17 protein-coding genes are annotated in these 20,086 nt (G+C 68.1%); 9 read left to right on the plus strand and 8 right to left on the minus strand.

Going from position 1 to position 20,086, the window contains the following annotated elements; all coding sequences use genetic code 11:
* The first annotated feature begins 60 nt into the window (after nucleotides 1-60).
* On the plus strand, nucleotides 61-2,442 hold the full coding sequence (locus tag ACWPXK_RS11030) for a protein kinase domain-containing protein (protein WP_454195967.1): 2,382 nt from the start codon (nucleotides 61-63) through the stop codon (nucleotides 2,440-2,442).
* Between the two features lie 164 nt (nucleotides 2,443-2,606).
* Here ACWPXK_RS11030 and ACWPXK_RS11035 read toward each other — a convergent pair whose 3' ends face one another.
* From ACWPXK_RS11035 to ACWPXK_RS11045, 3 genes are all read right to left on the minus strand, one after another.
* Nucleotides 2,607-3,353, minus strand: a complete 747-nt coding sequence (locus tag ACWPXK_RS11035; protein WP_454195968.1) for a TIGR03943 family putative permease subunit — start codon at nucleotides 3,351-3,353, stop codon at nucleotides 2,607-2,609.
* Nucleotides 3,350-4,354, minus strand: coding sequence for a permease (locus ACWPXK_RS11040; protein WP_454195969.1), 1,005 nt, complete (start codon nucleotides 4,352-4,354; stop codon nucleotides 3,350-3,352). The genes ACWPXK_RS11035 and ACWPXK_RS11040 overlap by 4 nt, the downstream gene beginning before the upstream one ends.
* Before the next feature lie 147 nt (nucleotides 4,355-4,501).
* Nucleotides 4,502-5,116, minus strand: coding sequence for a TetR/AcrR family transcriptional regulator (locus ACWPXK_RS11045; RefSeq protein ID WP_454195970.1), 615 nt, complete (start codon nucleotides 5,114-5,116; stop codon nucleotides 4,502-4,504).
* Between the two features lie 90 nt (nucleotides 5,117-5,206).
* Between ACWPXK_RS11045 and ACWPXK_RS11050 the strand changes: the two genes are divergently transcribed.
* From ACWPXK_RS11050 to gatB, 5 genes are all read left to right on the plus strand, one after another.
* A complete protein-coding gene (locus ACWPXK_RS11050; protein WP_454195971.1) occupies nucleotides 5,207-6,442 on the plus strand; it encodes an alpha/beta hydrolase family protein in 1,236 nt (411 codons plus the stop codon).
* A 790-nt stretch (nucleotides 6,443-7,232) separates the two neighbouring features.
* Nucleotides 7,233-8,123: a hypothetical protein gene (locus ACWPXK_RS11055; RefSeq protein WP_454195972.1), complete on the plus strand. Its 891-nt coding sequence runs from the start codon at nucleotides 7,233-7,235 to the stop codon at nucleotides 8,121-8,123.
* An 82-nt stretch (nucleotides 8,124-8,205) separates the two neighbouring features.
* Nucleotides 8,206-9,240, plus strand: a complete 1,035-nt coding sequence (locus ACWPXK_RS11060; protein ID WP_454195973.1) for an ATP-dependent 6-phosphofructokinase — start codon at nucleotides 8,206-8,208, stop codon at nucleotides 9,238-9,240.
* Nucleotides 9,241-9,313: 73 nt separating this feature from the next.
* Entirely contained in the window at nucleotides 9,314-10,690 is a 1,377-nt protein-coding gene (locus tag ACWPXK_RS11065; RefSeq protein ID WP_454195974.1) for an alpha/beta hydrolase family protein, read from the plus strand.
* Between the two features lie 57 nt (nucleotides 10,691-10,747).
* The gene (gene gatB, locus ACWPXK_RS11070; RefSeq protein ID WP_454195975.1) at nucleotides 10,748-12,253 is read left to right on the plus strand and encodes an Asp-tRNA(Asn)/Glu-tRNA(Gln) amidotransferase subunit GatB; all 1,506 of its coding nucleotides are present in this window, start codon (nucleotides 10,748-10,750) and stop codon (nucleotides 12,251-12,253) included.
* An 87-nt stretch (nucleotides 12,254-12,340) separates the two neighbouring features.
* Here gatB and ACWPXK_RS11075 read toward each other — a convergent pair whose 3' ends face one another.
* Nucleotides 12,341-13,447, minus strand: coding sequence for a PQQ-dependent sugar dehydrogenase (locus tag ACWPXK_RS11075; RefSeq protein WP_454195976.1), 1,107 nt, complete (start codon nucleotides 13,445-13,447; stop codon nucleotides 12,341-12,343).
* 120 nt (nucleotides 13,448-13,567) lie between these two features.
* Between ACWPXK_RS11075 and ACWPXK_RS11080 the strand changes: the two genes are divergently transcribed.
* Entirely contained in the window at nucleotides 13,568-14,434 is an 867-nt protein-coding gene (locus ACWPXK_RS11080; RefSeq protein ID WP_454195977.1) for a DoxX family protein, read from the plus strand.
* A 16-nt stretch (nucleotides 14,435-14,450) separates the two neighbouring features.
* Here the strand turns inward: ACWPXK_RS11080 and ACWPXK_RS11085 are convergent, their stop codons facing one another.
* Together ACWPXK_RS11085 and ACWPXK_RS11090 are read right to left on the minus strand one after the other, a co-directional pair.
* Nucleotides 14,451-15,815, minus strand: a complete 1,365-nt coding sequence (locus ACWPXK_RS11085) for a serine hydrolase domain-containing protein (protein WP_454195978.1) — start codon at nucleotides 15,813-15,815, stop codon at nucleotides 14,451-14,453.
* Between the two features lie 8 nt (nucleotides 15,816-15,823).
* Nucleotides 15,824-16,138 carry a hypothetical protein gene (locus ACWPXK_RS11090; protein WP_454195979.1) on the minus strand — a complete coding sequence of 105 codons (315 nt, stop codon included), beginning with the start codon at nucleotides 16,136-16,138 and terminating at the stop codon, nucleotides 15,824-15,826.
* A 124-nt stretch (nucleotides 16,139-16,262) separates the two neighbouring features.
* On the opposite strand from ACWPXK_RS11090, the gene ACWPXK_RS11095 reads away from it, so the two are divergent.
* Nucleotides 16,263-17,201, plus strand: coding sequence for a helix-turn-helix domain-containing protein (locus ACWPXK_RS11095; RefSeq protein WP_454195980.1), 939 nt, complete (start codon nucleotides 16,263-16,265; stop codon nucleotides 17,199-17,201).
* Nucleotides 17,202-17,403: 202 nt separating this feature from the next.
* Here ACWPXK_RS11095 and ACWPXK_RS11100 read toward each other — a convergent pair whose 3' ends face one another.
* The gene (locus ACWPXK_RS11100; RefSeq protein ID WP_454195981.1) at nucleotides 17,404-17,787 is read right to left on the minus strand and encodes a nuclear transport factor 2 family protein; all 384 of its coding nucleotides are present in this window, start codon (nucleotides 17,785-17,787) and stop codon (nucleotides 17,404-17,406) included.
* Between the two features lie 82 nt (nucleotides 17,788-17,869).
* The gene (ilvD, locus tag ACWPXK_RS11105) at nucleotides 17,870-19,711 is read right to left on the minus strand and encodes a dihydroxy-acid dehydratase (RefSeq protein WP_454195982.1); all 1,842 of its coding nucleotides are present in this window, start codon (nucleotides 19,709-19,711) and stop codon (nucleotides 17,870-17,872) included.
* On the opposite strand from ilvD, the gene ACWPXK_RS11110 reads away from it, so the two are divergent.
* The gene (locus ACWPXK_RS11110) at nucleotides 19,596-19,955 is read left to right on the plus strand and encodes a hypothetical protein (protein WP_454196456.1); all 360 of its coding nucleotides are present in this window, start codon (nucleotides 19,596-19,598) and stop codon (nucleotides 19,953-19,955) included. The two genes, ilvD and ACWPXK_RS11110, sit on opposite strands and share 116 nt — an antisense overlap.
* Nucleotides 19,956-20,086 lie beyond the last annotated feature (131 nt).

Consider the following 20,086-nt stretch of genomic DNA (forward strand, 5'->3'; position numbering starts at 1 on the left):
CCGGTCGCGGATCGCGTGATCCTGGTGTGCGATCCCTGCTCGGGATGTGGAGGATGACGGGTGCAGGAGTCCGGGCCGAGAACCGGCACGCGGTTCGGGCCGTATGAACTGCGGTCGTTGCTGGGCAAGGGGGGAATGGGTGAGGTCTATGAGGCCTACGACACGCTGAAGGACCGGTTCGTCGCGGTCAAGCTGCTGTCGGAAGAACTCGCCAAAGACCCGATGTACCAAGTGCGTTTCCGGCGCGAGTCGCAGGCCGCCGCCCGGCTGGACGAGCCGCACGTCATCCCGATCCACGACTGGGGCGTGATCGACGGTGTCTTGTTCATCGACATGCGGCTGGTGCGGGGCGTCGACCTGCGTACTCTGCTGCGCGGCCAGGGGCCGCTGACTCCCGCTCGCGCGGTGGGCATCATCGAACAGATCGCCTCGGCGCTGGACGCCGCGCACGCGGCCAACTTGGTGCACCGCGACGTGAAGCCGGCGAACATCCTGGTCACGGACGAGGATTTCGCGTATCTCGCCGATTTCGGGATCGCGCACACCGAGGGCGACAGCGCGGTGACCCTGGTCGGCATGGCGGTCGGCTCGTATATCTACATGGCCCCGGAGCGTTTCGACGTCGGGCCGGTAACGGGCCGCGCCGACGTCTACTCGCTGGCCTGTGTGCTGCACGAATGCCTGACCGGAGCAACGCCGTTCCCTGCGAACAGCATGAACGTGCTGATCAAGTCGCATATTTCCGATCCGCCGCCGCGACCGAGCGCGCAAGCGCGCGGGATTCCGCCCGCGTTGGACGAGGTGATCACCCGCGGCATGGCCAAGGACCCGGCCGCTCGCTTCCCGACTGCGACCGCATTGGCCGCGGCCGCCCGAGCCGCTCTCGCCCCGGCGCCATCCACCGGTCCGATACTCGTGGTGCGCGCGCCCGACCGAGCGCAGCGGGCAGGTGAGCCGACCGCGAGTGGTGCGGCGGTTTCGCCGGAATCGACGGGTGAGCTGTCGGTCGCCGCCGTGATCCACCCCAGTGCGCCGACGGTCGTGCGGCCGACGGAGACCCAGTTCACGCCCCTTCCGTCGGCGGACGAACCGCCTCCGACGCCGTTGGTGGCGAGCGCGCCGTCCCCGCCCAAGGGGGGACTGCCTCCGATGCGTCCCTTCCCGGACGCACACTTGTACCCGGAGACAGAGGCATATCTGGAGTCGGCGGGATATACGCAGGCACACGGGCATTCGGCGCCCGAGGCGCAGCCGTATCCCGGCAGTTACGCAGGTTATGCATCGCATGAATCGTCTGGGGCCGCGCAGGCTTATGCGGAGTACTCATCGGAGCAGAACCCGGCTCCAGGCGTGGGCACGCCTCCCGAGGCTGTGCAGGCGTACCCGGAAACCACCACGGTGCAGGCGTATTCGGAGATGTCTTCGCAGGCACCGGCCTTTTCCGCGTTCGCCGAGACTCCTGCGCATCCGGGAGCCGAGAACTATCCGGAGACCGAGCAGTATCCGGATCAGGGTCTCCTGCCCGGCCCGCGCGACTCGGAAGACGCGTCCGGATATCCAATCCCACAGGACTCCGCGGCGCCGACCCAATACCTGGCCCCCGCCCGAGCCAGGCCGGACGGTCACGCGACCCGCACCGACTATCCACCGCGGGGTGACTACCCGGTGCGTACCGACTATCCGCCGTTGGATGGCCCTCCGGCTCGTGGTGATTACCCGCCGCAGGGCGACTATGCGGGGCTTACCGATTACCCGACACGGGCCTACTCTCCGCCGAATGCCGACTATCCGGCGCATACCGGCGATCAGCCACAAGGCGACGACCAGTCGCAGGTCGATTACCTACCACGGGGCGACTATCCGGCGCATGCCGACTACCCGTCGCGTCGCGACGACCCCGAGTACGGTCACTACGACTACGACGATGCCGCTTACTCTTCGCGCCCCGGACGTTCCATCGCGCTGCCGATCATGGTCGCGGTGCTCGCCATCGTGGCGGTGACCGTCGGCGGTGCGATCGCCTGGCAGTCGCTCGGCTCCGGCGGTGTCGAGGCGACCTCCGCCGGACGACAGTCCGATACGCCGACTCCGGGGGTGAGCCCCACCCGGCCGCCGGGCAGCTCGTCGGCCGCGTCCAGCTCGGCCAAGCCGACACCGGTCACATTGCCCGCGGGCGCCAAGCCCTGCGGCCAGGGCCAAGCCGTGGCCGGGGCGTTCACCCAGTCGGCGGCGGGTACCGCCGTAACCAGCTGTGCGTTCGCCGAAGAGGTGCGTAGGGCCTATGCCGAAGTCGGCACTGCGCAGAACACAGCCCGCGACGCACCGCGCACGGTGGTCGCGACCAGTCCGGTCACCGGCCGGAGTTACACGATGAACTGCCAGAGCGAAGGTCAGCTCGTCACATGCAGTGGCGGCGAAAACGCGGTGGTGTATGTCTACTGACACCATGCGCCGGGCGAACATCGGAGCCTGCGGCCGATCACCGGAGTCGTTCGCCTAGCCCGTACGCCATCGGGGAAAGCGGGGGCGGTCGAGTGCACGGCGCCCCCCCATGCTCGATCAGTGCCGGATGAACCAGGGGTGGCGCCGCGGGAACCTGGCAGTTCTCACCTGGAGTGCTCGTATCGGCGATCCGGGGCAGGGATCCGGTGGAAATCGGTGACGACCAGGGTGGGTGTCCGGTCGGGGTCTTCGTTGGCGCTGCCCGGGGCGACGACGCCGCGAACCTCGAGCCAGGTGTCGTCCGCGATCGGCTCCGCTATTCCGGACAGGTGGACGTAGATGTATCGGGCGTCGGCGACGCAGCAGGTGATCAGCACGCGCGCCAAGTCGAGATCGACACCGGGCGGCCGCGGTTGTCCGCTGTCCTCGACGCCGAGGGCGAAGCCGCTGATGGTCACCTCGCGGCCGTCGAGTGAATGGTTGGCGTCGAGTACGGCCCGATTCACCAGGTCATAGATCGTCAGGGTCGGCGCGGGCTCGTCCGGAAGCGGCGGGAACGGACGGATTTCCGGCTCATCCGCCGAAGTGTGTGATGCCACCCGGACCGGGGATGCGGTGGTCGCGGCACCGGCGCCCAGCGCGGGTGGGGCGATGAGCAGCAGCGCGGCGGCCGGTGCCAGCAGCAGCCACTGTGCTCGGCCGTTGTCGTGCCCGTGGTCGGCCGAACCCTCGCCTCGCCGGATATCGCGAACGATCGCGATGAGCCCGAGCAAGATGAAGCCCACGCCGCTGATCACCAAGAAGGGGAACAAACCCGGCTTCACATAGCGCAGGTAACTGCCGTCGAGCGCGGTCCACAGCACCGCGCCACCGATCAACAGCAGCAGCAGGTTCTGCGTCTCTCGATTCATCGCGCACCCCCGAGAAAAAGGTACCCCGAGACCGTGCCGCACAGTACGGCCACCCCAAAGGTCAATGGCGAGAACCGGATTGCGAAACGCCGCCCGAAACTCCCGGCCTGCATGGCGAACAGCTTCACATCGACCGCCGGGCCGACCACGAGGAACACCAGTCGCGGCAGCAGCGGCAAGCTCGACATGCTCGCCGCGACGAACGCGTCGGCCTCCGAGCACAGGGCCAGCACGAGGGCCAGCACCGCCATCACCACGATCGCGATCACCATCTGCCCGGCCAATCGCTCGTACCAGGCGGGAGGAACCAGTACCCGCAGTGCCGCCGCCGCCGCGGCGCCGAGCACGAGAAAAGCGCTCGCCTGCAACAGGTCATGCCGCGCCGCCTCGGTGAAGACCTCCCAGCGAGTTCGGCCGGTCACGCAGTGATCATGGCCGCCCCGGTGCGGCAGCATCCAGCCCGGACGCCCGATCCGCGACCACACCAGACCCATCACGACAGCGGTCGCCAGCGAGCCGGTGAACCGCGCCCCGACCATCCCCGGCTCGCCAGGAAACGCGACCGCCGTGGCGACCAGCACGACCGGGTTGATCGCCGGCGCCGACAGCAAAAACGCCAGCGCTACCGAACTCGGCGCACCTTGATCGATCAGCCGGCGAGCCACCGGCACCACACCGCACTCACAACCGGGCAACGCCATCCCGGCCAACCCCGCGACACCGATCGCCGCAGGCTCATTGCGGGGCAGCACCTTCCGCAGCACAGCAGGCGAAACGAACGCCGCGATACACCCGCTGACCATGACCCCGAGCATCAAAAACGGCACAGCCTGGACGAACACACCGACGAAGACCGTCATCGCGGTCTGTAGACGCGCCGACGCGCCGACCGCCGAGACCAGCTGCGACTGCACGATTACACCCGCGCCCACCAGTGCGGCCAAAACATAGGTCGAGGAAACTTTGCTGCGCGGCGAGCGCCGCAGGCTCTGATCGGCCATCACCACATCCTGCCAGGAACCTTGGCCCGCAACTGTTTCCGCTGTTGAAGCCGGTCCGTCACCGCACCACCGACACGCCGCGGTTGCGGACACCGGTCGACATCGCAGCACATCGACCCGCGTAGTCGTGCCGACGCGGTCTCGGGCCTACGGGAGATCGCTCGAGCGGCTTGCGAAAGCACGGAGGGTTCGCTCGACGGATCTGCGGATGAAGCCGTCGTCGACCGGCTCGCCGGTGACCAGGATGCGCAGATAGACCGGTGCGATCGCCGTCTCGTTGAACTCCAGCGGATCGGTGTCGTCCGGAAGTTCGCCACGCGCGATCGCACGCTCGACGATGGCGGCCGAGCCCTCGAAACGCGCCGTCCAGAATCGGCGACTCGCTACCCGTACGCTCGGCGCGGAGTCGACCAGCGCCACCTGGGCCCGCAGCAGCGCCAGTAGCGGTGGCCGGGCGAGCACCGCCACGACCTCGTTCACCAGTTGGGTCAGGTCACCCGGCAGCGAGCCGGTGTCCGGGATGGGGATCTGTTCGTCCATATGCGTCAGCACCGTGTCGGCGACGAGGTCCTGTTTGTTCGGCCAGCGGCGACGGATCGTCGTCGGATGGACACCGGCGAGCCGCGCTACATCGGGAATTTCGAAGCCGTCGTAGCCCTGCCGCAGCAGCAGCTCGAGGGTCGCCTGACGCACGGCCGCGACGACGCGTGCGCTGCGTCCGCCCGGTCGCGGCCGTCGTTCCACCCTTTCGCGCTGGCCCACGACCACAGCTTGACATCCGGTATGTCCAGCACCAAACTCGCTTAAAGCACTTTTGAGTGCGTTAAGGAGTGTCCGATGAGGAGCCGCCCGATGTGTCCACGATTCGCACCCGGCCGGAGGAGTTTTCTGGCGAGCGGGTTGGCGGCCGCCGGTGCCCTGGCCTTTGCCGCGCCGATACCGGCCCGTGCCGAACCTGCTTCGGTGCCGCGCTGGCTCGACCGCCCGTTCTTCGACTTCCAGTTGCGCAGGCTGCTCGGTGAGGCGCCGCTGGGAGGCGCGAACGTAGACGAGGTGGCAGCCGCGGTCGAGGAAATCGGGTCGTCCCCGAGCGCGCAGGCATGGGTACAAGCGTTCGCGGCACTGGGCCGCGGTTTGGCGCGACAAGCTGCCGATATGACCGCCGCCGATCCGGCCGGTGCCGCCGCCACTGCGCTGCGTGCCGCCAACTACCTCCGCGCGGCCGAATTCTTCGTCGAGCCTCTCGGCTCCTCGCTGGATACGAAGATCGCGTTGTATCGCGAGATGCGCCAGTCCTTCGCGATCGGCACACGGGGGCAGCGGATCGAGGCGGTGCAGATCCCGTACGAAAACACCCTGCTCGACGCCTATTACGTCCGTCCGGACGGCGTGGCCGGCGCGACCCATCCGGCCGTGGTCTTCTTCGGTGGCCTCGACAGCGTCGGCGAAGAGCTCTACCTCTGGGCCGGAAGAGAACTGGCGCGCAACGGCATCGGCGCTCTTCTCGTCGATGGTCCAGGGAACGGCGCTTCCCTGCGGTTCCGGGGCATCCTGTCGCGGTACGACTACGAGGTTGCCACCGCCGCGGCCGTCGATTTTCTCGTCCGCGATCCGGACGTCGACCCGGACCGGATCGGTCTGATCGGAATCAGCCTCGGCGGTTACTATGCGGCTAGGTCAGCGGCCTTCGAGCACCGAGTGCGGGCAACCGTGGTCTGGGGCGCCATCTGGGACGAGTCCGAAATTCTCGCCAGCGGAAGCGATGTCGAGACGAAATTCTTCCTCGCGCAGTACGGGACCTGGGTATTCGGTGGCGGCGACCCGGTGGGGGCTTACCTCGACGCACGCCGGTTCACCATCGCCCCGGTGGCCCATCTGATCCGCAACCCGATCCTCATCATCCACGGCGCCGATGACGTTCTGGTGCCGGTGTCGCAAGCCCGGCACCTCTACGACGCCGTCCAAGCGCCCAAGGTCCTGCACGTCGTCCCATCCGGGCGGCCCGGCTCGGCCCACTGCCAGGCCGACCACATCCCCGCCGCCTGGGAAGTCATGATTCCCTGGCTCTTGGATCAGCTGGCCACATGAAACGATCTCGCCGGACCGTCGGTCGGCGATAGCGCGAGTTCGAGAAGACTGCTCCGATGGCCGATGTAGTTGTGGCGAACCTGCGGCACGTACTCGCCGAAGGTTTGTGCCGACCGCACAACGGCCGCGGTGTCCGACAAGTACTGCGGCGATACGTCAAAGCTATTGAGAATGACCATGGCGGAGACAATTTGCTAGACAGTCGCTGTCGGGACATGGGTCCTCTCCGGTGTATTCGGCGAGTGGGGTGCGATCAATTCATCTAGTACGTTCTCTGGGATAAACGAGAAGCGGTTCTCGGGAGAGGTCGGCGACCGGCAGTGCTCGGCCGCCTGTGCTGATCCCGCCCGCCCGGCAATGCCGGGCGGATAGCTGGAGGTGTCCATGCTTGTTGACCACGCCGTCGTCACCTGGCTGGGAGACAAGGATCAACCGATCGTGTGCGCGGACGTGCGGGCGAATGCCGGTCGTCCGATCCACGCCCCGCACGATTGTGTCGATGAGTCATCCTCCGCCGTCGACCGCGCGAACTCCCTACAGCGTGGTGGGCGGGTGCGGTCCGGCTACCGACGCCGGCGGTGGGGCGGGGCGCGCGGGAATCCGCTGATCGTGGAAGGTGGAGCCCACCGCAAGTCGGGCGACGCGCGGAATCAGAACTCCCGGTACGTCATTACCTATGGCGCCTTCCCCGTCGATAGGGGAGGCAGTCGGCGATATGACCCGGCACGGTGTCGGCACGCGGTACTGACACACAGACCTGGGGGAGTTCACAACGAGAATGTGTCGAAGAATGTTTATTGATCAATTCCGCAAGGCTCGAAAAGTTCTGGGCTGCGCGGCGCTTGTCGTATGTGTTGTCGCCGGGTGCGGGACCGACCGCTCCGAGGATCCGGCGGCGAGCGAGCCGACCATCACCGAGGCCGCCGCGCGGACCGATCAAAAGGGTCTGTCCCTCATCGTGCCCGGCACGTTGGCCGCGAGTTTCGCCGACCTGGCGACAGGAGTGCGCGGGAAGCTAGGGATGGCGGTCATGCCGGTCGGCGGCACTCAGCCGGTGACCTTCGGCGACTGGACCAGCGGTCCGGCGTGGTCGACGATGAAGGTCCCGCTGACCATCGCCGCATTGCGCCGCAATCCGAGCACCTCGAACTATGCCGCGTCGGCAGCGATCACCGCCTCAGACAACTCTGCCGCCGAGACGCTGTGGCAATCGCTCGGCAGCCCGCAGGAGGCAGCCCAGGCCGTGCAGGCGGTGCTGCGCGAAGGCGGCGACACCAAGACCGTCGTGCCGGCCACCCGTTCCCGTCCCGAGCATTCGGCCTTCGGGCAAGCCGAGTGGTCGCTGGTCGACCAGGTGCGGTTCGGCTCGCGGCTGCCCTGTCTGTCCGACTCCGGCCGCGTGACCTCGCTGATGGAACAGGTCGTCGTCAGCCAGCGCTGGGGTCTCGGCGAGTTCAGCGGAGCCGAATTCAAGGGCGGATGGGGTCCGGAACCCTCGGGCGCTTACTTGGTGCGCCAGTTCGGGCTCATCACCGTTCCTTCCGGGCAAATCGCCATCGCGGTGGCGGTGCAGCCGGATTCGGGGACGTTCAGCGACGGCATGAACGTCCTGGACCGGCTGGCCGCGGTCGTCTCCCAGCATCTCGACGAATTGCCCGGCGGTCGCTGCCCGGCGGGGTGAGGACATCCGTCCAGGTCACCGTTACTCATCGTTCACGGGGTCGGGGCTGCCGAGATCGGACATGAGGGGCAAGATAGCGGCCATGCGCATCGGAGTCTTGACCGGAGGCGGAGACTGCCCAGGACTGAACGCGGTCATCCGGGCCGTTGTTCGCACCGCGAACGGCCGCTACGGCGACGCGATCGTCGGCTTCGAGGACGGCTGGCGCGGCCTATTGGAAGACCGGAAGATCCAGATCCACAACGACGACCGCACCGACCGCATCCTGACCAAGGGCGGCACCATCCTCGGTACCGCGCGCACCAACCCCGAGGTGCTGCGCGACGGTCTCGGCCGGATCAAGCAGACCCTGGACGACAACGGTATCGACGCGCTCATCCCGATCGGCGGCGAGGGCACGCTCACCGCCGCGAGCTGGCTGGCCGACGAAGGTGTCCCGGTGGTCGGCGTCCCCAAGACCATCGACAACGACATCGACTGCACCGACGTCACTTTCGGCCACGACACGGCGCTGAGCATCGCCAGCGAGGCGATCGACCGCCTGCACACCACCGCCGAGTCGCATCAGCGCGTCATGCTCGTCGAGGTGATGGGCCGCCACGCGGGCTGGATCGCGATCCACGCGGGCATGGCGGCGGGCGCGCACCTGACCCTGGTGCCGGAGGTCCCGTTCGACGTGGCCGAGGTGTGCACCATGATCAAGCGCCGGTTCCAGCGCGGCGACAAGCATTTCATCTGCGTCGTCGCCGAGGGCTCGCATCCGGCCCCGGATTCTGGATTCACCTTGCGTGAGGGCGGTATCGACGAGTTCGGCCATGAGCGTTTCACCGGCGTCGCCCAGCAGCTCGGTATCGAGATCGAACGGCGCATCGGCAAGGAGGTCCGCACCACCGTGCTGGGCCACGTCCAGCGCGGCGGCAGCCCCACTCCTTACGACCGGGTATTGGCCACCCGTTTCGGCCTGCACGCAGCCGAAGCGGTCCATGCAGGCCGATTCGGCCAGATGGTCGCACTGCACGGCACCACCATCGACCTCGTTCCGCTCTCGGAGGCCACCAAGCAGCTCAAGCGCGTCCCCCCGGAGCGCTACCGCGAGGCAGAGGCGTTCTTCGGCTGAGCATGCCGATTCGCGGTGCGGTACGCGCGGCGAATAGCCCGAGCCGGTCCGGATCGTCGGTACTGTGAATCGCATGCGCAGTGGGCGACTGATCGCGTTGGCTCTGTTCGTGATCGCTGCACTGGTGGCCGGGTGTTCGGAGTCGAATCCGCCCGAGCCGACCATCGGCGACTGGCACGGCTCCATCGAAGTGCCCGGTCAGCCGATCCAGGTCGGCGTCAGTTTCCGCGATGACGGGTCGGCCACCATCGACATCCCGTCGCAGGGCGCGACCGACGTGCAGTTGAAGGACGTCAGCTCCGATCGCAACGGAGTATCGTTCGCGATTCCGGACATCCCGGGCGACCCGGTGTTCCGCGGCCGGTACGAGTCCGGATCCGACCAGATCACCGGCGATTTCACGCAGGGGGGCCAAAGCTTCCGGCTCACGCTGAGCCGAGGCGAGGTCGGACCGCTGGCCCGTCCGCAGGAGCCGAAGCCGCCGTTCCCGTACGAGTCCGAGGACGTCACCTATCGAAACGGCGACATCACCATCGCGGGCACGCTGACCGAGCCGCAGGGTCCTGGCCCGTTTCCCGCCATTTTCATGATCACCGGAAGCGGCCCGCAGGACCGCAACGAAGAACTCATGGGCCACAAGCCCTTCCTGCTGCTGGCCGACACCTTCACCCGCGCGGGCTACGCCGTGCTGCGCACCGACGATCGTGGCGTGGGCGCCACCACCGGCAAGCTGGACGACGCGAACTACACCGACCTGGCCGAGGACGCCGCGGCGGGCGTCCGATTCCTCCGTGCCCGCCCCGAGATCGATCCGGCCCGCGTCGGGCTCTTCGGCCACAGCGAGGGCGGTTACCTCGCGCCGCTGGTCGCCACGCGACCGGACAGCGGCGTCGCGTTCGCCGTACTGATGGCAGGGCCGGGCGTGCCGGGTTCGGACATCCTCGTCGAACAGACCCGCCTGATCGCGACCGCGAACGGCACACCCCCTGACCAGGTGGACACCCGCGTGCGCGAAATCAGCGAGCTGGCCGCTCTGCTGAAAGCGGGCGACGTGGCGGGCGCCAAGGACCTGGCGCGCCGCCAGAACCAGGCGCTGCCCGCCGATCAGCGCGTGCCCGACGAGCAGGCGGCCGCGGGGATCACGCCCTATCTGGCCGCCCTGGTCGCCTACGACCCCGCGCCCGCCCTCGCCGCCCTGCGCATCCCGGTGCTGGCGTTCTTCGGCGGCAAGGACCTCCAGGTTCCCGCCGCCCAGAGCGAGCAGCCCATGCGCGACCACCTGGCCGCCGACCCGGACGCGACCGTCCACGTCTTCCCTGGGCTCAACCACCTGATGCAGCCCACCGAGACGGGCCGTCCCAGCGAGTACAGCTCCATCCCCACGACCATCGCGCCCGAGGTGCTCGATTACGTCACCGGCTGGCTGCGGCAGCGGGTCCCAGCGAAGTAGCAGCGCGCCGCGAGAGCCGCTGCGCTGTGGCCGGAACGCTTACTTAGACTTGTGGCCATGAGCGCACCCACGGTCGACCTGATGGATTACTCGGATGTCATCGCCCGGTTCGAGCCGGTGCTCGGCATGGAGGTCCACGTCGAGCTGTCCACCGCGACGAAGATGTTCTGCGGTTGCCCGACCGAGTTCGGCGCACAGCCCAATACTCAGGTGTGCCCGGTGTGCCTCGGTCTGCCCGGCTCGCTTCCGGTGGTGAATCAGAAGGCCGTCGAGTCGGCGATCCGGATCGGGCTGGCGCTGAACTGCACGATCACCCCGTGGGGCCGGTTCGCGCGCAAGAACTACTTCTACCCCGACCAGCCGAAGAACTACCAGATCAGCCAGTACGACGAGCCGATCGCCACGAACGGTCACCTGGACGTGCTGCTCGACGACGGCAGCACCTTCCGGGTCGACATCGAGCGCGCGCACATGGAGGAGGACACCGGCAAGTCGGTGCACATCGGCGGCGCGACCGGTCGCATCCACGGCGCGAGTCACTCCCTGCTGGACTACAACCGGGCGGGCGTTCCGCTGATCGAGATCGTCACCAAGCCGATCACCGGCGCGGGTGAGCGCGCGCCGGAGGTGGCGCGGGCGTACGTGACGGCGCTGCGCGATCTGCTGAAGGCGCTCGGCGTCTCCGACGTGAAGATGGAGCAGGGCTCACTGCGCTGCGACGCGAACGTCTCGCTGATGCCCATCGGCGCAACCGAGTTCGGCACCCGCACGGAGACCAAGAACGTCAACTCGCTGCGCAGCGTTGAGGTCGCGGTGCGTTTCGAGATGCGCAGGCAGGCCGCCGTGCTCGCGGGCGGCGGCACGATCGTGCAGGAGACGCGCCACTTCCACGAGACCGACGGCACCACCTCGCCCGGCCGCCGCAAGGAGACCGCCGAGGACTACCGCTACTTCCCCGAACCCGACCTGGAGCCCGTCGCGCCCGACGCCGAGTGGGTCGAGCAGCTGCGCGGCACCATCCCCGAGTACCCCTGGCTGCGCCGCGCGCGCATCCAGTCCGATTGGGGCCTGTCCGACGAGGTGATGCGCGACCTGGTCAACGCGGGCGCGCTCGACCTGATCATCGCCACCGTCGATGCGGGCGCCCCGGCCAACGAGGCGCGCTCCTGGTGGGTCGCCTACCTCACCGAGAAGGCCAAGGAGCGCGACGTCGCGCTGGACGAGCTGCCGATCACCCCCGCCCAGGTGGCCGAGGTGATCAAGCTGGTCGACGCGAAGACCATCAACAACAAGGTCGCCAAGCAGGTCGTCGACTACGTGCTGGCGGGTGAGGGTGACCCGGCGCAGATCGTCGAGGCCAAGGGCCTCGGCATGGTCAGCGACGACAGCGCCCTGCAGGCCGAAGTGGAGAAAGCGCTCGCCGCCAACCCCGACATCGCCGACAAGATCCGCTCCGGCAAGGTCCAGGCCGCGGGCAAGATCGTCGGCGACGTCATGAAGGCCACCCGCGGCCAAGCCGACGCGGCGCGGGTGCGCGAACTGGTGCTCGCCGCCTGTAGCTGAAAGCTCGTCGCCTCGCGCGCACAGCGTGCGGCCTGAGATGGCTCGAAGGGGCCGACTCCACGGAGTCGGCCCCTTCGTCGTCCCGAATCAGTCCGGTCCGCCGCCCCCGGCCTGCGGCGGTGGGATGCGGACGACGCGGTCGTCGAACGGGCCCGGTTGTCCGTCGGTCTTGTTCACCGTGGTCACCCAGATGGTGCCGTCTGCGCCGACCGCGGCGCCGCCGAGCTGACCGTACTTGTCCTGGGCGACCAGTGTCGGCGACGCGGTGACCGCGTGGGTGTTCGGGTCGGCGGCGGTGATGGCGAGGGCCTTCGCGCGGGTCAGCGAGATCGCGACACCGTCGACGGCCGCGGCGCAACCGGCGACGCCCGGGCGGTCGGGCCAGGTCCACGCGGTCGTGACCACGCCGTCGCCGCCGACGCGCTGCAGCCGGTCCTCGGCGGCGGTGCGGTCGGTGATCCAGATGCTGTCCTTGGTGTCCCGGCAGACGTCCCCCGCAGTGCCGATGCCCGAGACGGCGATTTCCGGCGCCGACGTGCGGCCGGGCACCAGCGAGTTCACCCGCAGCAGCTTGCCGGCGAGCGAGCCGGCCGAGGCCGCCGCGGCGGGATTGCCCGCGTCGCCGGTCAACACGAGCATCTGGTCGGGGGCGGCGAAATCGATCGCGCCGCGATTCCCGCTGGGGCCCTTGGGGATTCCGGTGAGGATGTCTTTCGGCGCGCCGCCCTCGGCGATGCGGACCACCCGGTTGTCGCTGGAGGTGGTGATGTAGGCGTACATCAGGCCGTCTTCGCGGTAGGTCGGGGACAGCGCGATGTCACTGAGGCCGCCGTCGGTGGAGCCGTCCACGTCCAGCCGCGCGATCTCGACCGGCGGCTGTTCCGGGGCCACCTTGAGGATGCGCCCGGTCCGGCGCTCGGCGACCAATGCGCCGTCGCCGAGTGTGACCAGTCCGCCGGTCGTGTCCAGGCAGGTCGCGACCACCGCCGGGTCCGGATCGATGCAGGGCCCGCTCGGCCGCGTGGTCGAGGTGGGCGGCTGGTTCGGTTTCTTCGGGTCGATGTTGGCTCCGCGCAGGGTCGGCTCCGGGGTGAACGGACTGGACGCCGAGTCATCGAACCGGGCGCAACCGGCCAGCAGCGCGGCACCGAGCGCCAAGCTCGCCGCGACGCGGCCAACGACAACCAAATTCATAGCTCAGACGTTACGGAAATACCGTCGCGCGCGCCCCCTCCGGGTGGGTGTTGCGCGCGCATTGACACGCCGTATTGCTTACTCGCCCGCGGTAGCGCGGCGCGGCTTAGGGTAGTGGCCGTGACCGACAAGCCGAAAGATACGCCCGAACGTTCGCGAGCCGAGGCCTCAGCGCCGCCCAGGGCCGAGCAGTCGGTGGCGTCGTCCACCGGTCGAGGAGTGAGCAGCCCATACGACTCGCCGACCGAGCAATTCGAGCGGGTGGATCCGTCCGGGCGCCGACGGCTGGGCAAGGACGTCCCCCGGACCGACGACGAACTCGGGCTCGACCCGGAGGTACCGACCACGGCGGAGAGCAAGGCCGCGCCCACCTACGAATACGCGAGCATCCCACCCGCGGCGGCCCCACCGACCGACACCGGCAGGTTGCGCCGCCGGACCGCCGAGAACCGCCGCGGCACACTCGATCTCGGCTTGTTCCTGCTGCGCCTGGTCGTCGGCGGAACGTTCCTCTACCACGGCTTGCAGAAGCTCACCGGCTGGTTCCACGGCCCCGGCCTGGACGGCACCCGCGAGATGATGGAACGTGGTGGCTGGGACCATCCGACGGCGTCCGCCATCCTGCTCACCGCGGGGGAAGTCGGCGGCGGCACCCTGCTGATCCTCGGCCTGGCCACCCCGCTGGCGGCGGGCGCGGTGCTCGCGGTCATCCTGGACGCCTGGGCCTGGAAGCAAGGGATGGCCCCCGGTTTCCAGTACAAGGCGGGCGAGGGCGCGGTCGAGTTGGAGAGCATCCTCGCCGGCGCGGCCACCGCCATCATCCTGACCGGCCCGGGCCGCTATTCCTTCGACGTCAAGCGAGGCTGGGCCACCCGGCCCCATCTGGGCTCGTTCACCGTCCTTCTCCTCGCCGTCGCCGCCGCGGTCGGCACCTACTGGTACCTGCACGGTGGCAACCCGCTCACCGGCATCGGCCCGTTCGACTAGGGTCGTTCCTGCTCGGTCACCCCACTCGTGGGTTCACCCGGCAGTTGGTGTGCAGGTATCGAGCGCTGCCGTTCGCGAAGTCGTAGATCGCGACCGTCTGGGTGTCCTCCAACGAATCCGCGGGCGGCATCAGGAAATGCGTCTCGCTCACCGGGAGCAGCTCATATCTGATGCGGTCGGGTTTCTGAAGGAACTCTGCCTGCATCGGGTCGAGGACCAAGGTCAGGTACAGCTGTCCGTGTTCGGCTGAGATCTCGTACCGTGCGCCGGGGCGCTCGTAGACGCCCTCGTATCTGGAAAGGTCGAGATTCAGGGTCGCGTTCGGTGCGGGCAGGTCCGGGATGGTGACCGTGCCGAGGTCGGTCAGTATCTCGTTGAACACCTTGCGGTAGAAGCTTTCCCGAGGTCCTCCGTTCGTCAGCATCGCGATGGCGGTGTTCGATTCCGGCAGCAGCCGTAGCCGAGCGTTCTGGCCGATCGTGCTGCCGTCGGTCGCGTAGACGGTTTCGTCGTGCCAGTTACACGCGATGAGGCCGAGTGCCCATTCCGGCCCGAACATGTACGGATCCGGTACGGGCACCCGCGAAAGTGTCATCTGCCGGATGCTTTCGTCCGAGACGATGCGCTGTCCGCTCGGCGCGGTGCCGCCGGTGAGGAGGACCTGCGCCATCGCGAGTACTTCCCGGGTCGTCGACGTGATGCCCCCGCCGGGGCCGTAGGCACGCGGCAGGTACTCCACCGGTGTGACGATGGGGCCCTCGTCCAGGGAGCGGATGAGGTGCCCGGTCGCGGCACGGGTCTCGTCCACCTGCTCGCGCCAGCTGTTCGTGCTGGTCAGGCCCATGGGGTCGAACAGGCGATCCCGCATGACGTCGTCCCAGCGTTTGCCGTCGTGCAACTCCAGGATCCGCGCGAGGATCGCGTAACCCAGCGCCGCGCTGTAGCCGTGGGTGTGGCCCAGCGGGAAGACCTGGGGCGCGTCGGCGATGTTCTCCACCATGCGCTCGTAGACGTCGTCGTCTTCGCCGGGATCCCCGAAAGCCTCCTCGATGCCGTTGGTGTGGCACAGCAGGTGGCGCGGGGTGAGCTTGGCGCTTGCCTCCGGATCGGCCACCGTGAAACCGGGCAGGTAGGTCCGCACCGGCTCGTCCAGATCGGCCTTTCCCTCGTCGACGAGCTGCATGAACGCCAGCGCGGTCCACGTCTTGGTCATGGAGCCGCACTGGTAGACGGTGTCCGTGGTCGCGGGTTGCCGCGTTTCCACGTTCTCGACGCCGACCGCGAGCTCGGCGAGCTCACCGTCGTGGAGCACGCCGATCGCGGCGCTCGGGATTCCGTACTCCGCCAGGAGTCCGGCGACCCGGGCCTGGATCCGCGGCATGTCGATCCTCATCGCGGGAGACCGACCGCGTTCGCGGCGTCCGCTTCGAAGTACTCCGTCGTGGCGTACGCGCCGGCATGTGTCTCGAAGAAGTCGCGAACACCATCGACGGAGTCATGGGTGATGACATTCACCGCTTTGGCCCCGTCCTTGCTGGCGACCGCCAGCTTCCACTTGGCGCCCTTGGGGAGCGTGGCGTGTGCCTTCTTCAAGCCAGCCCAGAACTTGCCTTCGTCCGAAATGGTCGATACGGCCATCACGTGCATTGTTGTTTCCTCCTTTTCAGATGAGGAAAAGCTACGTTGCATTTCAAAAATCGTCAACAATAGTGCTGCATAAACACCAGATAGACGGCAATTGTTGCAACAGAGTTGTGAATAAATGCAATGATCGCCGCCAGGTCGTTGCAATGTACTGTTGATGAACGCAAAGGGAGGAGGTCTGTCCGTGCCCGGAGGCAGACTGACCCACGAGGACCGTCGGCAGATCGCGGCATGGCTGGCCGACGGGCTCGGGTACGCCGAGATCGGCCGACGGCTCGGCCGGCCGACGTCCACGATCAGTCGTGAGGTCGCACGCAACCGCGCATCCGCCGCCTACCTCGCGGACGACGCGCAGCAGGCCGCTGGCCACCGTGCCCGCCGACGCAAGCCGGCCCGGCCGGCTCGGCCCGACGGGCAGTCGAGCGAGGTGGTGCGCGGCTTCGTGGACCAGTTCGCGACCCTACTGGCCGCGACCGGCCTGCCCCGGATGACCGCCCGGGTGTTCGTCTGCCTGCTCACCGCGGACGCAAGCGGCCTGACGTCAGCCGACTTGGTGCGCCGGCTACAGGTCAGCCCGGCGTCGGTATCCAAGTCCATCGCCTACCTCGAAGCCATGGAACTGGTAGTTCGCCGATCGGATCCCGGTGGTCGCCGCGAGCGATACGTCATCGACGACGACGTCTGGCTCCGCGCGTGGCAAGCCGACACCAGCGCGCACGGCGAGATCGCGACCGCCGCGCAGCGGGGCATCGAGATCTTCGGTGCCGACACCACCGCCGGCGCCCGGCTCGGCAAGATGGGCCAGTTCTTCGCCCGGCTCAGCGAGCAGATGAGCGGCGGTACCCTCGGCGAGACCATCGTGTACGACGCGCTGACCGTAATCGCCGCGCTCGTGCACGCCGGTCGACCGCTCACGCTGGATACGCTGGCCACCGCGCTCGACTGGCCCCGGGACCGCGCCACCGCCGCCGTGGACGCGATCCAACGTCAACCGGCTATCGCCGATCCCCTCGCCCTGCGTGCCATCGGACCCGAGACGTACACCTTCACCACGAGGCCGGACCGCCTGAGCCCGGTCCAGCGTGAAGCACTCCAGACGGGTATCCGGGACCGAGCTCCGTGATCACGCGATTCCCGCAAGTAGCGAGTCGCCGACTCGACCTCGTGCCCAGTCGAGCCGACCACGACGAACGGGGAAGCTGCCCCCACGGCATCAACGGCACGGGATCGGCCCCTTCGACTGATTTCGGAAAACCGAAGGGCCCCTTCATCCAGCGATCGGGTGAAGGTGCCCTCTAGTCGGCCCGCGCGCTGTCTGATGTAGATCAGGCAGTGCGCGCCGCGTAGTTGGGGGTGAGGGCGCTCATCGTGCACAACCAGGCGCCGTCCTCGCGGACGAACACCTCGGTGACCCACTCATCGGAGCTGAACGGCTCACCGCGCCAAGCTCCTTTGTTCGTCCCGTGCGCGAGGACCACCGCCACCTCACCGAATACCCGCACTTCGAGCAGTTCGAACTCCATCTCCGAATGGGTCAGATCGCCGGAGGCGACCAGCGACAGGAACGTTTCCCGGTCGCCGGGGCCGCCTTCTGGGCCGGTCAATATCCAGTCGGAGGTCGCGAAGCTGCCGATGGTGTCGGCATCGTTGGCGACAATCGCTGCCGCCCATTTGTCGAGCAGAGCCTGGAACCTATTCTTGTCATCCATACGCCGATGATCGACCGATCCGCTTCTCCTGTCTTGTACGAACGGAACTACCCTGAAGACGCGGAGAGACGGGGGAGCGGAGCTACGGCACGTGGCGGACGGCACCCTTGTCGGCCGACGTCGCCATCGCGGCGTAAGCACGCAGAGCGGTCGTGACCGGCCGATCGCGATTGAGCGGCTGCCAAGGGCGCTCGGAGGCTTCCATTTTCGCGCGGCGCTCGGCGAGCCCGGCGTCGTCGACGAGCACCTCCAGCGTGCGGGTGGCGACATCGATGCGGATCTGGTCGCCGTTCTCCACCAGGCCGATGACGCCGCCGCTGGCCGCTTCGGGGGAGATGTGCCCGATCGACAGGCCCGAGGTGCCGCCGGAGAACCGGCCGTCGGTGATCAGCGCGCACTGCTTGCCGAGCCCCGAGCCCTTCAGGAAGGCGGTGGGGTGCAGCATCTCCTGCATGCCGGGGCCACCGGCGGGGCCCTCGTAGCGGACCACGATGACGTCGCCGGGCTTGATCTTCTTGCCCAGGATGACCGACACGGCCTCCTCCTGCGAGTCCACCACCACGGCGGGACCCTGGAAGGAGAACAGATCCTCGTCGATGCCAGCGGTCTTCAGCACCGCGCCGTCGGGCGCGATGTTGCCGCGTAGTACGACCAGGCCGCCCTCCTTGGTGTAGGCGTGCTCCAGATCGCGGATGCAGCCGCCCTCGGCGTCGGTGTCCAGGGAGGACCAGCGGTTCTCGGTGGAGAACGGCTCGGTGGTGCGCACCCCGCCCGGCGCGGCGTGGAACAGTTCGATGGCTTCCTGGGATGCCTTGCCGGAGCGGATGTCCCAGGTGTCGAGCCACTCGTCGAGGGTCTTGGTGTGCACCGTGGTGACGTCGGTCTCCAGCAGACCGGCGCGGCGCAGCTCGCCCAGGATGGCGGGGATGCCGCCGGCGCGGTGCACGTCTTCCATGTGGTAGTCGGAGTTGGGTGACACCTTCGACAGCGTGGGCACCCGTCGGCTGGTCTCCTCGATGGTGTGCAGATCGAAGTCGATCTCACCCTCCTGCGCCGCCGCCAGCGTGTGCAGCACGGTATTAGTCGAGCCGCCCATCGCGACATCCAGTGCCATCGCGTTGCGGAAAGCATTGGCGTTGGCGACGTTCCGCGGCAGCACGGACGCGTCGTCCTCGCGGTACCAGCGGTTGGCGATGTCCACCACCACCGTGCCCGCCCTCTCGAACAGGGCCCGCCGCGCGGCGTGCGTGGCGAGGGTGGAGCCGTTGCCGGGCAGCGCGAGACCCAGCGCCTCGGTGAGGCAGTTCATCGAGTTGGCGGTGAACATGCCCGAGCACGAGCCGCAGGTCGGGCACGCGGACCGCTCGACCTCGGCCAGACCCTCTTCCGACACGGCCTGATTCGCGCTCGCGGAGATCGCGGTGATCAGGTCGGTCGGTGCCTGCGCGACGCCGCCGACGACCACGGCCTTACCCGCCTCCATCGGACCACCGGAGACGAACACGGCCGGAATGTTCAGCCGCATGGCCGCGTTCAGCATGCCCGGGGTGATCTTGTCGCAGTTGGAGATGCAGACCAGCGCGTCGGCGGTGTGCGCGTTCACCATGTACTCGACCGAGTCGGCGATGATCTCGCGCGAGGGCAGCGAGTAGAGCATGCCGCCGTGTCCCATGGCGATGCCGTCGTCCACGGCGATGGTGTGGAATTCGCGCGGCACGCCACCGGCGGCGCGCACCGCGTCGGCCACGATCTCGCCGACGTTCTTCAGATGCACGTGACCGGGCACGAACTGGGTGTAGGAGTTCGCGATGGCGACGATCGGCTTGCCGAAGTCGCTGTCGGTCATGCCGGTGGCGCGCCAGAGTGCGCGGGCGCCTGCGGCATTGCGGCCGATGGTCGTGGTTCGTGAACGAAGCGGTGGCATTTCGATGGTCCTCGGGTCGCGGGGGCTGACGTGCGACGGCGCAGAGCTCGCTCGGCGGCGGCTTTACGTTACTCCCGCTGCTCGTTGCGCCGACATGTCGGTCATGGCCGACGTGCGGCCGCCATGTGCTGTGTCGCTGGGTGTCAGTCCGTGTGTTTCGGTCTCGGCCTTGTTCGGTTCGTCGCCGCCAGTGGTGTGGTCGACGCTGACGGTGTTGCCGGAGGTGCCGGACCGTCGAGAGTGATAGGGGCGCAGGGAATCGGTGCTCCCGACGAAATCATCCCATCACTTTGCCGCAACATCCTACCGACCCCGGATGTTCCCTGCCGGGCGGCGAGGTCGCGTTGTGGTCCTCGTCGCCCACGTATTGCGTGC

The sequence above is a fragment of the Nocardia sp. Marseille-Q1738 genome (assembly GCF_965283145.1).

Bases quoted from the DNA above. Each gene is read 5' to 3' on its own strand.
- ACWPXK_RS11035 (WP_454195968.1), bottom strand. From the start codon at position 3,353: ATGAATCGAGAGACGCAGAACCTGCTGCTGCTGTTGATCGGTGGCGCG.
- ACWPXK_RS11040 (WP_454195969.1), bottom strand. From the start codon at position 4,354: ATGGCCGATCAGAGCCTGCGGCGCTCGCCGCGCAGCAAAGTTTCCTCG.
- ACWPXK_RS11050 (WP_454195971.1), top strand. From the start codon at position 5,207: ATGTGTCCACGATTCGCACCCGGCCGGAGGAGTTTTCTGGCGAGCGGG.
- ACWPXK_RS11055 (WP_454195972.1), top strand. From the start codon at position 7,233: ATGTTTATTGATCAATTCCGCAAGGCTCGAAAAGTTCTGGGCTGCGCG.
- ACWPXK_RS11060 (WP_454195973.1), top strand. From the start codon at position 8,206: ATGCGCATCGGAGTCTTGACCGGAGGCGGAGACTGCCCAGGACTGAAC.
- ACWPXK_RS11065 (WP_454195974.1), top strand. From the start codon at position 9,314: ATGCGCAGTGGGCGACTGATCGCGTTGGCTCTGTTCGTGATCGCTGCA.
- gatB (WP_454195975.1), top strand. From the start codon at position 10,748: ATGAGCGCACCCACGGTCGACCTGATGGATTACTCGGATGTCATCGCC.
- ACWPXK_RS11075 (WP_454195976.1), bottom strand. From the start codon at position 13,447: ATGAATTTGGTTGTCGTTGGCCGCGTCGCGGCGAGCTTGGCGCTCGGT.
- ACWPXK_RS11085 (WP_454195978.1), bottom strand. From the start codon at position 15,815: ATGCCGCGGATCCAGGCCCGGGTCGCCGGACTCCTGGCGGAGTACGGA.
- ACWPXK_RS11100 (WP_454195981.1), bottom strand. From the start codon at position 17,787: ATGGATGACAAGAATAGGTTCCAGGCTCTGCTCGACAAATGGGCGGCA.
- ACWPXK_RS11110 (WP_454196456.1), top strand. From the start codon at position 19,596: ATGGCGACGATCGGCTTGCCGAAGTCGCTGTCGGTCATGCCGGTGGCG.
- ilvD (WP_454195982.1), bottom strand. From the start codon at position 19,711: ATGCCACCGCTTCGTTCACGAACCACGACCATCGGCCGCAATGCCGCA.